Genomic DNA, 13,773 nt, shown 5'->3' on the forward strand with positions numbered 1-13,773 from the left:
ACAAGGATAAATACACGATGCCAGCACGACCGACCGACCGAGCACCAGTCTCAACATTAGAAAAATTGACGGCACGAATGAATAAAACAGTCAATGAGAGCGTTATCTTGCAACCAGTGGGTAATGGTGTCAATCACTTAGCAAGAAAACTTATCTTTCGCGCTTTGACACATATTCAGTTTGGTAGCCTCACTATTATCGAAGCATTTGACGAGCAGTCATCTTATACACGTCGTTTTGGTAGCCAATCTACAGAGACCAAGAGTAGCTCGGCAGTCGGTCGACATCCATTGCAGGTAACGTTGACAATCCATGATCGTACGGTTTATCGTCAATTGCTGCTTGGCGGCTCTATTGCGCTAGCAGATAGCTATATCAATGGTGAGTGGGAAACAGATGATTTGACTGGATTGATTCGCTTGGCGGCTCGCAACTTGGCAGTGTTGAACAAACTGGAGAATCGTTTTGCTGGCGTGAGCAAAGCATTTGAGAAAGCAAAGCACCAGCTACGCAGCAATGATAAATCTGGTGCCAAGTCCAATATATTGGCGCATTATGATTTGGGTAATGACATGTACCAGCGTTTTTTGGACGACACGATGATGTATTCATCGGCGGTATATCGTACGCCAGATGTGTCGCTCAGTGAGGCGCAGCAGCATAAATTGGCGCTTATTTGTCAGCGATTGCAACTGACTCCTGAGGATCAGGTGATTGAAATCGGCACTGGTTGGGGTGGTTTTGCTATTTATGCTGCCACGCATTATGGCTGCCATGTGACCACCACCACCATATCTGATGCGCAGTATGATGAGGCACAGCGCCGAGTCGAAGCGGCTGGACTGTCTGATAAGGTCACACTACTTAAGCAAGACTATCGTGAGCTGACAGGCCACTATGACAAATTGGTCAGTATCGAGATGATTGAGGCGGTAGGGCACGAGTATTTACCGACTTTCTTTGCTAAGTGTAATAGCTTGCTCAAACCCACAGGATTGATGGTACTGCAAGCGATTACCTTTAATGACCAAAATTATCAAGAATACGTAAATTCAGTCGATTTTATCCAGACGCACATTTTCCCTGGCGGTTGTTTGCTATCAAATCAAGAGCTAAATACGCAATTTACTGAGCAGACGGATATGGTCATCAAGCAATTGCATGATTATGGCTTTGATTATGCCCATACATTGCGAGATTGGCGTGCTGCATTCATGGCACAGCGCGAGGAGATAATAGCACTGGGTTATGATGATGCCTTTATTCGCTTATGGGATTTTTACTTCTGTTACTGTGAAGGTGGTTTTTTGGAGCGGACGATTGGGGTGGTACAATTGACAGCTGTGAAGCCAAATAATATTGACACGATGCACTTCGCTGATTTGCCGTCTAATGATAGTCTCCAAGATGTGCAAAGCAGCCATTTGATTGACGATTTGATGCAGGATAACGGTGATTGTACGTGTGGAAACCACACCATGTCTTCATAAGCTGTGATCGAAACAATCTAAATAAAAGGAGTTTGTTATGGGTTATGTATTTATCTATCTTGCTGCTGTGGTCATATTTTTGGGTATCGATGCGGTTTGGCTCACGACTATGAAAGGGGCTTTTTATGAGTCGCGTATCGGTCACTTATTGGCTGACGAGCCAAACATGATTGCCGCTGGCGTGTTTTATATGTTCTATGTACTGGCACTATGTATATTAATCCTATATCCACAAATCAAAGCGAATGCATCAATTGGCCATATCTTCTTACTCGGTGGCTTAATTGGGCTGATGGCTTATGGCACCTATGACTTTACTAGCTTAGCTTTATATAAAGGCTTTACATTGGATACAGCATTGGTTGATTTTGCTTGGGGCGGGATTTTGACAGGTTCTGTTAGCGCCATGGTTGCTTGGCTTGCTTATCGTTTTCACTGGCTGAGTTAAAGCATAAGCGCATCGTCAAGTTATCCATTTAAACAACCCAAACCATCGGTCGGTAGATGACAATTTGCGCTATGTCGTACGCTACTGTATAAATGATACTCAGAATAAATAAGTATTAGACAATCGTAAGGAACGTTATGCCGCAATACAATACCAGTTCAACCGCCAAAAAAGCCCCTTTAAAGAATGAACTCTACATGTCGATACTCATGACGCCCGATATGGCAAATTTCATCGGCAATGTACATGGTGGTGATTTGCTGAAGATGTTGGATCAGGTCGCTTATGCATGCGCCAGTCGCTATAGTGGTAACTATGTAGTGACACTGTCTGTGGATCAAGTGATGTTCCGTGAGCCTATCTATGTTGGTGAATTGGTTACTTTTGCAGCAAGTGTCAATTATGTGGGAAACACCTCAATGGAGATAGGCATTCGCGTCGAAGCTGAAGACGTTCGTGCCCGTACGGTGCGTCATACCAACAGTTGCTATTTTACGATGGTGGCTATTGATGACAATGGTAAGCCAACGCCTGTACCGCATCTCAATATCAAAAACAAAATGCAGCAGTGCCGTGCTGATGCGGCGCTAGAGCGTAAGAACTTGCGTATGGAAAGCTCGCATCGTCCAAGCTGTGATATAGAAGAGATGGATGGAGAGCTGCCTAGTAATGGTGAAGAATAGTCTGAGTAAAAAAGTAATATTAAACCCAAAAGTATGAGTAGTGGGGTTAAACTTAGGGCAATTTTGACGCTATCAATACCCAATGCAGAGATGCTGGTTTTGCCTGATCACTAAACAATATCACTAAACAATGAAACTAAGGTTAGAGGTTTAGAAATATTTAGCCTAAGCATAATCTTTATAAATCCGATTAATAACATACGTTTGGCTATTTTTATATAATAAAAAAAGGCTACCTATATATAGGTAGCCTTTTTATTATACGTGATGTTTATAATTTGAAGATTTTAATATACTAAATCATAAGCGTATTATTTCTTTGGTGCATTGGCACCGATGAACCATGCATCTTTATCAATGATACGGCTGGCTTCTGTCAACAAATCAGCGGTATCTTCATCACCCGCGTCACCCGCAGTATCAATCGCTTCGCGTAGCGTTTCAGCGACTTTTTTATAGCGATCAGTGATCTCACGGACGTGTTGATCGACCTCAGTGATATCAGTTGGATAATCATCCAAAATAGAGTCTTTTGCTACACGGCTTGCTAGCCCGTTTGGTTGACCACCCAAAATCACAATACGCTCAGCGATGGTGTCTGATATTTCACGAATACGGTCTGCTGTATCATCTAATAACTGATGTACACCAATAAAGCCTTTACCTTGTAAGTTCCAATGGCACTGCTTACCGTCTAGTGTCAAATCAATGACATTTGCCAAATTTGCGTTTAACAGTTCGATCATTTTTTTGGCAGTGTCGTCTGATATTCCACTTGCGTAACGTTCTCTCATATTCTACTCCGTTATTTTGTTTTTACTGAATGTGGTTTTTTTAATAACTATTCTGTTGCTGCATTTTTTCATATGCATTGTTATTAATATTTTGCTTTATAACTGCTTATTAAATTACAGCTTGTTAATTCAGTATCGATAATAGCAGCTTAAACGGAGGATGGAACCCTCAAGCGTTATGCTTTAGTAGGTGGTCGTGTAATGAGTTTGTTAATCATGAAAAGCTTTGTAAATTTAACGGATACTGTGTGCGTTTTTTATAACTACTTTATATTTATTCACCAATTATGTGTTGGTAAATAAATGGTTTATACCTTTAGATTTAAAATTGCACTGTCGACTATAATCATAAGACAGAACCAGCAATCATCCTTTAAAATTACGAATTTGAACCCCATACTGTAATAAACCTCAATAAGAAGAAAGCCATTATGCGAATGCCTGAACCACGTTCATCGCGTCAGTTAAATCAATTGGCCACCCAGCTCCAAGGCGAAGCTGAAATTAGTGGTGTGAATGCGTCAGGGACGCAAATTTCGAGTCGTGCCTTTGAGATGGTGACAGACTTTGAGCCAGCAGGCGATCAGCCGCAAGCAATTAAAAAGCTTGTAAACGGTATCAATTCTGGGATGGACGAACAGCTGTTACTGGGCGTCACTGGTTCTGGTAAGACTTATACCATGGCTAAAGTTATCTCCGAGACTCAGCGTCCAACGATTATCATGGCGCACAACAAGACGCTTGCTGCCCAGCTATATGGCGAGTTCAAATCATTTTTCCCTAATAATGCAGTTGAGTATTTCGTTAGCTATTATGACTACTATCAGCCGGAAGCTTATGTGGCTGCCAGCGATACTTTTATTGAAAAAGACAGTGCCATCAATGACCATATCGATCAGATGCGTTTGTCAGCGACGCGTGCGCTGTTAGAGCGTCGTGATGCGATTATCGTGGCTTCGGTATCCTGCATTTATGGTTTGGGTGATCCAGAAAGCTATCTAAAAATGCTGCTACATATCGTTGTCGGCGATAAGATCGATCGTACTGCGACGATTAAGCGTTTGGTTGAAATGCAATACACACGTAACGAGCTGGATTTTGGCCGTGGTACTTACCGTTTGCGGGGTGAGCTGCTCGATATCTATCCTGCTGAGTCTGAACAACTGGCAGTACGTGTGCATCTGTTTGACAATGAAGTGGAGAAGATCACTTGGTTTGACCCTTTAACGGGCAAAACGGTGCGCAACGTACCGCGTATTACCATTTATCCAAAATCGCATTATGTGACACCGCGCAACAAACTAGAAGCTGCCAGCCATACCATTCGCGCTGAGTTAGAGCCACGTTTAGAGTATTTTCGCGACAATAACAAGCTGGTTGAAGCACAGCGTCTTAAAGAGCGTACGCAGTATGATCTAGAGATGATTCAGCAGCTTGGCTACTGTAATGGTATCGAAAACTACTCACAGCATCTTTCTGGTCGTCCGTCAGGGGAGGCTCCACCGACCTTGTTTGATTATATTCCAGAAGACGCGCTGCTGTTTATTGATGAGTCGCATGTAACCGTTTCGCAGATTGGAGCGATGTATAAAGGCGATAGATCCCGTAAAGAAAACTTGGTCAATTATGGTTTCCGTTTGCCAAGTGCAATGAACAATCGCCCGATGAAGTTTGAAGAGTGGGAGCGCATCAAACCAAAGACGATTTATGTGAGTGCCACGCCTGCGTTGTACGAATTAGAACACAGCGAGCAAGTAGTCGAGCAAGTTGTGCGTCCAACGGGTCTGATTGATCCAGAGATTGAGATACGTCCTGTATTGACGCAAGTCGATGACGTGCTATCGGAGATTACCAAGCGCCGCGAAAAAGATGAGCGCGTATTGATTACGACATTGACCAAACGCATGTCAGAGGATTTGACCAGTTATCTAAAAGAATACGATGTCAAAGTTGCTTATTTGCATTCAGATATCGATACGGTAGAGCGTATGCAGATTATTCATGAGCTGCGTACTGGCGTACATGATGTTTTGGTGGGTATTAACTTATTGCGTGAGGGTCTCGATATGCCAGAGGTTTCACTGGTCGCGATATTTGATGCAGATAAAGAAGGTTTTTTGCGTTCTGAGCGTGCGCTTATTCAGACCATTGGTCGTGCTGCCCGTCACTTAAATGGTAAGGCCATTCTTTATGCCGATCGCATCACCAACAGTATGCAAAAAGCGATAGATGAGACCGACCGTCGCCGTGAAAAGCAGGTTGCTTTTAATATCGAGCATAACATCACGCCAAAAGGTGCGCGCCGTAGTATTACTGATAAGATTGATACAGGTGATGACCATAATGCCAATGACAATCAAGTGATTCCAATCAAAAGTAATCTGCCGGATGTGGATATCAACATATTGCGTAGTCCTGACTTGCTGGCCAAAGAAATTAAGCGCCTCGAAAAGCAAATGCAGCAAATGTCTCGTGATTTAAAATTTGAGGAGGCAGCAAAAACGCGTGATAAAGTACTCGAACTTAAAGCGCATTTAATTTAACAACTACACCTCATTTTTACTAACATCAAACGCAGTTTTACATATACTGTCTTAAAAATTGTCAACGTATCTTGTAGAATAATTTAATAAAGCACGACCTATTAGGCATGTAGATAAATGCTGGGCGATGGTCATAAAGTCAGGCGTGCTCACTTATTTTATAAATTTTACGTTAAAGGATTGTTTATGTTTGATATCAAGTCGTTTTTTAAACGAGAAGTAGAAAAAAAGCTCATGGATGTGGACGATTATATCTTTATGCCTGAGCGGTTAGAAATGGAGCTTGATGGTGGTTCATTAAATTGTGTACTAAATAGTGATGGTCGGGTCGATATTTTTTATACTAAGCAAGGTGTGACAGAAGTGAGCTCCGCCCCACGTAAGCATCCATTTACCTCATTTGAAACCGAGCTGCATCATGGTATTTATGATGATGTAATAGATGATTTGGTTAAAGAAGTTAGTAAAATTATCGACAGTTCATCTAAATACTTTCGTCGAAATAAAATATTGTCTTCTGCACCATCGTTACCGTCTAGACCTTTATCATAAGTAGATTGTAGGCGGATTTATAATATTATTTACATCAAAAGCTTAGAAATAAAAAAAGGGGACGCTATATATGCTGTCCCCTTTTTTGGTCTTATACTTTTAGCCTATCAGTGCCAAGTAAGTCATTCGATATTATGTATTTAATGGCTTATTTGGTAAAACTTGTATAACAGCTTTGTAAAGATTTTGCGACGACTCTTGCGACCAGCTGTGTACGATATTGTGAATCTATAGCAGCATTTCCTAATTCAACAAAAGTCACTTGTTGCGGTGCTTGCTCACTGACACAGCCACAAACATTACTTTTTACCGCTTCTTGTTGTGTCTCCGTCATCGCCACGCTGGCAATGCGCCAAGCATTCTGTTTCTCAATTTGGCTACGGCACTGATTATCAATCGCCGCCTTAAAGACATTCATGCCAATTTCATTTGCCGTACCGATAGCATTGCCTGTCGTGCTATTGGCATCACCTGTCGTTGTACATCCAGCTAGAGCCAAGGTCGCAAGCATGACGGTTGAAGCAAGGTATTTTTTCATGGGTTAATCCTTTAAGTTTATTAATTACGATAGATATAAGAGTCAGTATGGCCAGTAGTGTTACTAGCCTGATTGGCTGCTGATTATTGCATATTTTTAATGGAGGCAGTCATATTTGATACTATAAAAAATGCCAGTGCTTATCAGAGATTGAGATTTTATCAGAAACCAAAAAAACCAGTTAAGACATAATGTCTTAACTGGCTACAGGTATACAAGATTTATTCGACCATTTTTAGACGTTTTTGCCATGTTGTTTTTGTTGAATGTCTTTGGCCAATTTATAGCATTCATTGATATGATCGTTCGCGATTTTCTTAAAGATAGTGTAACCCAAAGTCGCTGCCACCAATTGACCACCCAACGGGATGAATTTTGTGACTTGTTTGGCGGCGATACGACCACCAAAACCTTGAATGGTTTTTTTAACAAGACCACGTGTTGCCATTAGCCCAGCAAAGTCGACAGTACGATCTTTAACCGCACTCCAATGTATTTCTTTTGATTGTAAGTCGATAGCAGATTTGCGATCTTCAATCAAACCAAAACGTTCACTTATTTCAGGGACAAGCTGAGTGAGCATACCTGCATCTACTGCCACATCAAAAAATGGCACAGGAACGATAGCCACACCAGCTGATACTCTGGCACGTTTTTTTACCAACTTCTGGCATTCTTTTTTAACTTGTTCAAGGTCTAAATTTGGATCAATGGTATTTGGTAATTTTTCCGCAAGAGGTGTCGTTTTCATAAAACTTCCTTATAAATAATAAATGGATTAAGTTGCATAACAAGTATTTTAGATGGCTACTATTTTATGGATTTATGAGCAGCATACAATTAGTGCTTTGTAGCAAAATGCAGGAAATTACGTTCACTGTGCACCGTTTTTGTAAATATAACGTTATTTAATGGTGTACTTGGCATTTTATTTATCAAATTCAGCGAAATATATTCTAAACCGCTGTATCTAGAATATGAGGGCAAAATCACAAATAATAGACTGAGGCACTAAAAATTGTCATTGTGAGCCTCCCGTAAAGTCAGTAGAATACGCCCATGCTAAATTTAACCCCCCGTTATACAAAAACTTGCATCGACGAATTACCGACTGCGTTGCAACCCCTTGCTAATCAATCACTAACGCTTGCTCGTTTATATGCGGCTCGCGGCATCACTGAGCCTGCTGAGCTTGATACAGGGTTGTCCGGCCTATTGCCTGCTGAGCAATTGCACGGTGTCGCAGAGGCGGTGCGTTTGCTTGATGTGGCGATTGATGAAGGTCTGCGCATTTTGATCGTTGGTGATTTTGACTGTGATGGCGCGACCAGCACAGCGTTGATGATGCGTGCGCTCACAAAGATGGGTGCTATGGTCGATTTCTTAGTACCGGATCGCTTCAAATATGGCTACGGGCTGACGCCAGAGATTGTCGAATTGGGTATAAAGACCTATCAGCCAGAGATGATCGTGACAGTAGATAACGGTATCTCTAGTCATGAAGGCGTGGCACGAGCGCAGGCTGACGGTATTACCGTCATTATCACAGATCATCATCTTACGACCAAAGAGACGCCACCTGCGGAAGCTGTGGTCAATCCCAATCAGCTTGATTGCCACTTTACCAGTAAAGCGCTGGTTGGAGTGGGCGTGGCGTTCTATGTGCTTGGACGCTTGGCAAAACTGCGCCGTGAGGCTGGTAAGTCTACGGTACAAGTCAGTCAGTATTTAGATTTGGTGGCGCTTGGAACGATTGCCGATGTGGGTGTGCTCGATAAAAACAATCGTATTTTGGTGCATCATGGACTGGCTGCTATCCGTCAAGGACGTTGTTGCTTAGGTATCTTAGCGCTGCTCGAGCAAGCAGGTCGCGATCCCAAGCAATTACAGGCACAGGACTTTGGTTTTGTGTTAGGCCCGCGTATTAATGCTGCTGGTCGTATGGACAATATGCGTATCGGTATTGAGTGTTTATTGACTGAGGATTGGAGCACCGCGCAGCGTCTGGCGCAGGAACTTGAACAGCTCAATCGTACCCGTCGTCAGGTAGAAGGCGAGATGCGCGCACAAGCGGATAGCATTGTGCAGACATTGGCGGTTGATGCTAATGCTGATGTTGATGATGCTAGTGCTGGTGAAAGTAGCGATATCATTATTCAGAATCAGTCTGAGAAAATTACCGATAGCGCTCATAAACATAACGACCATAAACGCAGCATTGTTTTATATCAAGATGATTGGCATCAAGGCGTCATCGGTATCGTTGCAGGACGTTTGAAGGAAAGTCACTATTTGCCTAGCATTGTTTTTGCGCCAGCGGACACGCAGAAGACTGGCGATGACGATGCTATCAAAGGCTCAGCCCGCTCGATTGCTGGTGTACATATTCGTGATGCGATTGAGCAAGTCGCTGAGCGTTATCCTAACCTTATCAGCCACTTTGGTGGACATGCGATGGCAGCAGGTTTGACTCTCAAACGTCGTAACTTTGAGGCATTTGAGGCAGCGTTTGATAACGTCATGGCACAGATGGATGATACAGTGTTTGCCGAGAAAAAATTCACGGATGGGCCTTTGCAGGCGAGTGATTTTAGCTTATGGTTTGCTGAGCATTTGGCTGAGGCCAGTATTTGGGGTCATGGCTTCGCACCGCCGATATTCGATGGCGTATTTGAAGTGTTGAGCTTTAAGGTATTGAAGGACAAACATCTCAAATTGTCACTGCGCTATCCTGACGTACAGTATCCAATTGAGGCGATTTATTTTAATTTTGATAGCAGCGCTTGGGATTACCGTGCCGAGCACGTGCATGTATTGTTTCAGTTAGACATTAACGAGTGGAATGGCAAACAAAGCTTGCAGCTCATGGTCAAGGATTTGGCGGTGGTAGAAAACAGTTGAGATATTAAATATTTTGAATGTGAAATGCCTTCCGTACTTCTAATACTTCCACTCAAGTGTTGGAAATTGCCATTCATAGCGTATCGCCAGCATGCGTAAGGTAAAAATCGTACTCATGGCAGCAATATCAGCGACCCATGCTATTACGCCCAAATTGTGCAAGGCAAAGTAGAGAGTGCCGCCCGTCAATGCCGCGGTGATATAGATCTCTTGCTGTAGTACCAGCGGAATCTCATTGCAAATCATATCGCGAATGATGCCGCCCACGATAATGGTGATAACGCCTAGCAACAGTGCCACCGGTACATTTGCGCCCATACTATCGGCAACCTTGATACCGATCAACGTAAAAGCGGACAGTCCAATGGTATCTGACAGTTTGAGAAATTTATCAACTCGTCTTGAGTTGGGGTGAAAAAATATCTGCATGACTAGGGAAGATATGGTGATAACGGTCAAATAACTCATGTCTACCATCCAGAACAAGGGATGACGATTCAAGATGACATCGCGGACCGTACCACCACCGATTGCAGTCACGATAGATACCAGCAAGCAGCCGAACACATCGAAGTTTTTGTGTTTGGCCAGTATGGTGCCTGAAACACTACAAGCGACAATACCGATCATATCAAATAAATATATCAAAGAGCGCGGGTCAAACGTGGTGATCAGTGCGGCAGTGTCCAATGCAATAGCCAACATGAGCAATTCTCACTAATTATGAATAATTATCAAGCGATATAGTCAGTGAAAAATAATATCGATACAACACGTACTGCTGGTGCAAATTTTGCTTGCTGTGCCTTCGCAGACAGAGCCTGCAAAAAATTTACACCAGCAATACTGTAGCGACTTTAAAGTATTTCAACTATATCAAATCTGCCAAGTTGAAACGAACGCCGCAATATTAGTCGATGCACATTAAGCAAATTATACTAATTATACTAATTAAATTATATTAAGCAACGAGGCGAATAGAGGGCAAGTGCCAGTCAAATTTCAGCGCTAGCATACGTATAGCAAATATAACAAACAACATAATGAACTCATTAATACCAGCGTTGATACCGAGGTACTGCAAGAATAAATATGTGACAGACCCTGCAATACTGGCCGTGATATAAATCTCACGCTGGAGTACCAATGGTATTTCATTACAAATAATATCACGCAGCAAACCACCAATAATAGCCGTCCAAACGCCCATCATGACAGCGATGACAGGGGACATGTCCTGTGTCAACGCTACCTTAAAACCAATCACACTAAAAGCCGCTAGCCCAATGGCATCAAAGAGTTTAAGCGCATTATCAATCTTATGATATAGGTGAAAAAACATTTGTAGAATAAGAGAGGTCACTGTGATGACGATCACATAATTAAGGTCAGTCATCCAAAATAGTGGATGACGATCCAGCGCCATGTCACGTAGTGTACCGCCACCGATGGCGTTGACCATGGATACCAAAATACAGCCAGAAATATCCAAGCCTTTGTGTTGTGCCAGCAGTGTGCCTGCTATCGCGCAAGCAATCACCCCAATCATATCCAACAAATATAATAAAATATCAGGAAAAATTAAATCATTAACCATGCTTGTATTACCAAGTAGTGACCATAAAAATAGCGCGATTATGTGGGTTTTAAATTGAATGTAGACCAGTTAAAAGAGACGCTGCTCAACGTGAGGCAGCGCTAGCCATCTTTTGCAAATAATATGAGCCCCAGTATGATTAGACCAATGCCAATCAAGCCCATGGCAGAAGGTAGGGCATTATTGAGCAATATCATGCCGCCAATCAAGGCAAATATCACCTCACTGGCTTGCGTCGCATCAACTCCAGCCACTTCACTTGACGTTTCTGCTTTTTCGCGGGCATACAAAAAGAGACTGGTTGCCGCCACACCAGCTAATAAAGCAACAAGTAAGGTGTTGAATAGCTGTGAGGTGTCAGGCATATCAGGACGAATAAAGAGGCCTAAAATAAGCCAAAATGGCAAACTACCGAGTGTCATTAACCATACTTTGTTAAACGCATTTTGTAATAGGTTGGTTTCGATAACAGGAATACGGCCAATTAAGGTTTGCATGGCAGAGGTCCTAGCAGTGTCACGGGTAGTGACGAGATTATCAGCTGCATCATGGGCGCTGGCTAATAGTGCTGTCTCAGCGCGCATGGGTTGCGATTTTTGCTGACTAGCGTGTTGTTTGGCTTTGTGCTGCTTGGCATTATAAGAGGCTTGCCAAACCAGCTGATTGCCAATTGGATAACTAAAAGCGGCTACGAGAGCAGGTAGCGCCCCATAAAGCAGCATATCAGCCATTGGCACTGCATTGACATCGGCTATGGCAGAGGCGTGCAAACCTTCGCTGACGTTAACCATTACCACGCCGATGAAAACCAATAGCGCATACACGATGAATTTTTTGTCAAACCGTTGACCAAACGCCAATAGCACAAGCAAACTGGTGACGACAGTGAACATAAAGGTAGCGGCGACCACCCAACCTGCGACGTGATCGGCGGCGTAGCAGATGCCTGTATAAAATACCCCGAAACCAATACTGCCAGTCACACACCAAAAGCCCCAATGTTGACAAAAGATAGCCGTCAGCGATTTTATACGCCCAAAGCCATGTTGCATCACAATGATAACCGTCAGAATCAACCACATAAAAGCATAGCGGAGGCTGGCTGACCAAAACCAATGTCCACCGGCGGCACTCATCACCTCGTTTAACACAAACGTTGAGCTAAAAAACGCGCCTGCCAATAAGCCCAATAAAATGAGTTTGATCATACTTATACCTTTATCCTTGGCTTGCTATTTATTCAAATAGTTCGTGCAACTTTTTAGTCGTTTATTTGCCTTTGGCGTCCGCCCAAATAATTTTGTGCAGTTGTAACTGGAAGCGCACGGGCAGGGCATCTTTTAATATCCATTCTGCAAGTTCACGTGCCAATACTGGCACATCGGGACTGCTCATCTCTCTATTAGCTGCTTTATCGACATCATCTGCGACATTGAACATCGGTGAAAACCAAACTGTGCCGACCCGTTTGTCTAATTGATGCTCAGACAGTTTGGCTTTTGCCCAGTCGTAATCCTCACGGTTCATAATGACGAATTTGATCTGGTCATGCTGAGTCAGATAGTCGAGGTTTGACCATAGGTTTTTATCGACTTCACCTGAGCTTGGGGTTTTGAGATCCATCACTTTACTGACTGCTGGTGGCACATTTTCTACCGTGAGTGCGCCTGCCGTCTCAAGCGAGATTTCATAGTCCTCGCTCAGCAAACGTTTCATCAATTCAATTGCATTGGGTTGGGCCAGCGGCTCACCGCCTGTCAGGCAGATACGCAGGCAAGGATAACTTTTGATCGTCGCTATAATGGCTTCTAATGATTGACGTTCACCGCCTGTAAAAGCGTACTCGGTATCACAATAAACACAGCGCAGCGGACAGCCAGTGAGGCGCACAAAAATCGTCGGCAAGCCTGACGTCAGTGCTTCACCTTGTAATGAGTAAAAAATTTCTGTCAAACGTAACCCTGCTTCAGGGTCAGTAACAGGAATGGCGGCGGTGCGTAATAGTGACTCGCTCATAATATTTTCAAATACAGTTAAGTGTTGATAAAGCGATTAAGCAGGTATCAATCGTAATAAAAAAGACAGTTTATAGTGGAGTTGATCTTACGTTTGTATAAAGCCACCATAAAAAGCGGATTATAACGTAACCCCTGATATTAAGCTGCAAAAAAGATGCGGGAGTCTTCTCCAGCATCTTTTTTGGGAACAGTAATAATTTTAATTGCTA

The 13,773-nt window shown here is 43.0% G+C and carries 13 protein-coding genes; 6 read left to right on the forward strand and 7 right to left on the reverse strand.

Features of this window, described 5'->3' with window-relative positions; all coding sequences use genetic code 11:
- The first annotated feature begins 17 nt into the window (after positions 1–17).
- The 3 genes from M917_RS06365 to M917_RS06375 all read left to right on the forward strand — a co-directional run bounded on the left by M917_RS06365 (position 18) and on the right by M917_RS06375 (position 2,621).
- Positions 18–1,490 carry an SAM-dependent methyltransferase gene (locus M917_RS06365; RefSeq protein ID WP_021813969.1) on the forward strand — a complete coding sequence of 491 codons (1,473 nt, stop codon included), beginning with the start codon at positions 18–20 and terminating at the stop codon, positions 1,488–1,490.
- Between the two features lie 37 nt (positions 1,491–1,527).
- Positions 1,528–1,938 carry a DUF2177 family protein gene (locus M917_RS06370; RefSeq protein ID WP_021813970.1) on the forward strand — a complete coding sequence of 137 codons (411 nt, stop codon included), beginning with the start codon at positions 1,528–1,530 and terminating at the stop codon, positions 1,936–1,938.
- Positions 1,939–2,075: 137 nt separating this feature from the next.
- Positions 2,076–2,621: an acyl-CoA thioesterase gene (locus tag M917_RS06375; RefSeq protein WP_021813971.1), complete on the forward strand. Its 546-nt coding sequence runs from the start codon at positions 2,076–2,078 to the stop codon at positions 2,619–2,621.
- Positions 2,622–2,932: 311 nt separating this feature from the next.
- Here M917_RS06375 and dps read toward each other — a convergent pair whose 3' ends face one another.
- Positions 2,933–3,415 (reverse strand): DNA starvation/stationary phase protection protein Dps, encoded by a 483-nt coding sequence (dps, locus tag M917_RS06380; protein WP_021813972.1) that lies wholly within the window; start codon positions 3,413–3,415, stop codon positions 2,933–2,935.
- Between the two features lie 431 nt (positions 3,416–3,846).
- Between dps and uvrB the strand changes: the two genes are divergently transcribed.
- On the forward strand, positions 3,847–5,958 hold the full coding sequence (gene uvrB / locus M917_RS06385; RefSeq protein ID WP_021813973.1) for an excinuclease ABC subunit UvrB: 2,112 nt from the start codon (positions 3,847–3,849) through the stop codon (positions 5,956–5,958).
- Positions 5,959–6,144: 186 nt separating this feature from the next.
- Positions 6,145–6,510 (forward strand): hypothetical protein, encoded by a 366-nt coding sequence (locus M917_RS06390; protein ID WP_021813974.1) that lies wholly within the window; start codon positions 6,145–6,147, stop codon positions 6,508–6,510.
- A 148-nt stretch (positions 6,511–6,658) separates the two neighbouring features.
- Here the strand turns inward: M917_RS06390 and M917_RS06395 are convergent, their stop codons facing one another.
- Positions 6,659–7,048: a hypothetical protein gene (locus M917_RS06395; RefSeq protein ID WP_021813975.1), complete on the reverse strand. Its 390-nt coding sequence runs from the start codon at positions 7,046–7,048 to the stop codon at positions 6,659–6,661.
- A 235-nt stretch (positions 7,049–7,283) separates the two neighbouring features.
- Positions 7,284–7,799, reverse strand: coding sequence for a DUF697 domain-containing protein (locus tag M917_RS06400; protein WP_021813976.1), 516 nt, complete (start codon positions 7,797–7,799; stop codon positions 7,284–7,286).
- A 308-nt stretch (positions 7,800–8,107) separates the two neighbouring features.
- Here M917_RS06400 and recJ point away from each other — a divergent pair, with 308 nt between their 5' ends.
- Positions 8,108–9,949, forward strand: a complete 1,842-nt coding sequence (recJ, locus tag M917_RS06405) for a single-stranded-DNA-specific exonuclease RecJ (protein WP_021813977.1) — start codon at positions 8,108–8,110, stop codon at positions 9,947–9,949.
- Positions 9,950–9,988: 39 nt separating this feature from the next.
- Here the strand turns inward: recJ and M917_RS06410 are convergent, their stop codons facing one another.
- From M917_RS06410 to queE, 4 genes are all read right to left on the reverse strand, one after another.
- Complete coding sequence (locus tag M917_RS06410) at positions 9,989–10,654, reverse strand: trimeric intracellular cation channel family protein (RefSeq protein ID WP_021813978.1); 666 nt, start codon at positions 10,652–10,654, stop codon at positions 9,989–9,991.
- 256 nt (positions 10,655–10,910) lie between these two features.
- Positions 10,911–11,546 carry a trimeric intracellular cation channel family protein gene (locus M917_RS06415; RefSeq protein ID WP_021813979.1) on the reverse strand — a complete coding sequence of 212 codons (636 nt, stop codon included), beginning with the start codon at positions 11,544–11,546 and terminating at the stop codon, positions 10,911–10,913.
- Between the two features lie 101 nt (positions 11,547–11,647).
- Entirely contained in the window at positions 11,648–12,754 is a 1,107-nt protein-coding gene (locus tag M917_RS06420) for a multidrug resistance efflux transporter family protein (protein WP_021813980.1), read from the reverse strand.
- Between the two features lie 61 nt (positions 12,755–12,815).
- Positions 12,816–13,562, reverse strand: coding sequence for a 7-carboxy-7-deazaguanine synthase QueE (gene queE, locus M917_RS06425; RefSeq protein WP_021813981.1), 747 nt, complete (start codon positions 13,560–13,562; stop codon positions 12,816–12,818).
- Positions 13,563–13,773: the final 211 nt, after the last annotated feature.

This window comes from Psychrobacter aquaticus CMS 56 (assembly GCF_000471625.1).
Classification (GTDB): Bacteria; Pseudomonadota; Gammaproteobacteria; order Pseudomonadales; family Moraxellaceae; genus Psychrobacter; species Psychrobacter aquaticus.